General features: G+C 63.2%; 1 protein-coding gene. It reads left to right on the forward strand.

Features of this window, described 5'->3' with window-relative positions:
- The coding region (locus tag AC1DWI_RS22855; protein WP_477725872.1) for a glutamate synthase subunit beta at positions 1-1,262 on the forward strand (1,262 nt) is incomplete at its 5' end.
- Between the last annotated feature and the right edge of the window lie 225 nt (positions 1,263-1,487).

The raw sequence follows: 1,487 nt of genomic DNA on the forward strand, positions 1-1,487 counted from the left end.
ACATGGTGTTTCGCGCTGACTGGAAAAACGCGATCGACACGCTGCACAGCACCAACAATTTTCCCGAGTTCACCGGCCGCATCTGCCCCGCGCCCTGCGAAGCCGCCTGCACGCTGAACGTGAATGACGACGCCGTCGGCATCAAGTCGATCGAGCACGCCATCATCGACCGCGCCTGGTCCGAAGGCTGGGTCAAGCCCGTGATGCCCAAGCACAAGACCGGTAAAAAGGTTGCCGTGGTCGGCTCTGGCCCTGCCGGCATGGCCGCCGCGCAGCAACTGGCTCGCGCAGGCCACGACGTGACGCTGTTTGAAAAGAACGACCGCGTCGGCGGCCTGCTGCGCTACGGCATTCCCGATTTCAAGATGGAAAAAGTCCACATCGACCGCCGCGTCGAGCAGATGAAGGCCGAGGGCGTGAACTTCCGCACCGGCGTGATGGTGGGCAGCCTGCCAAAGGACTCCAAAGTCACCAACTGGGCGAAAGAAAGCATCACCCCTGAGCAACTGCAAAAAGACTTCGACGCCGTCATCCTCACCGGCGGCGCCGAACAGTCGCGCGACCTGCCCGTGCCCGGCCGCGACCTGGACGGCGTGCACTTTGCGATGGAGTTTTTGCCCCAGCAGAACAAGGTCAATGCCGGCGACAAGGTCAAAGGCCAGCTGCGCGCCGACGGCAAGCATGTCATCGTCATCGGCGGTGGCGATACGGGTTCCGACTGCGTGGGCACCAGCAACCGCCACGGCGCGGTCAGCGTCACCCAGTTTGAGCTGATGCCCCAGCCGCCCGAAGAAGAAAACCGCCCCATGACCTGGCCTTACTGGCCGATCAAGCTGCGCACCTCTTCCAGCCACGAAGAAGGCTGCGAGCGCGAGTTCGCGATCTCCACCAAGGAACTGATCGGCGAAAAAGGCAAGGTCACGGGCCTGAAGACCGTTCGCGTCGAATGGAAAGACGGCAAGATGGTGGAAGTGCCAGGCTCTGAGCAAACCCTCAAGGCTGACCTGGTGCTGCTGGCCATGGGCTTTATTTCGCCGGTGGCGTCCGTTCTGGATGCGTTCGGCATCGAAAAAGACAACCGCGGCAACGCCAAAGCGGGCACTGACTTCACCGGCGGCTATGCCACCAATGTGCCCAAAGTGTTTGCCGCTGGCGACATCCGCCGCGGCCAGAGCCTGGTCGTATGGGCGATTCGCGAAGGCCGTCAGGCCGCGCGTGCTGTCGACGAGTTTTTGATGGGCTTTAGCGACCTGCCTCGCTAAGCGCCGCGCCCGGCCTTCGCAAATCGCCCCAAGGGGCGGTTAAATAAACCCCAAGCTYGCGCTTGGGGTGCGCGTAGGCCGCCAGGCCGCGCGCGYGGTCGACGAGTTTCTGATGGGCTTTAGCGACCTGCCTCGCTAAGCGCCGCGCCGGCCTTCTCAAATCGCCCCAAGGGGCGGTTAAATAAACCCCAAGCTCGCGCTTGGGGTGCGCGTAGGCCGCCAGGC

This window comes from Polaromonas sp. P3_C2 (assembly GCF_056402675.1).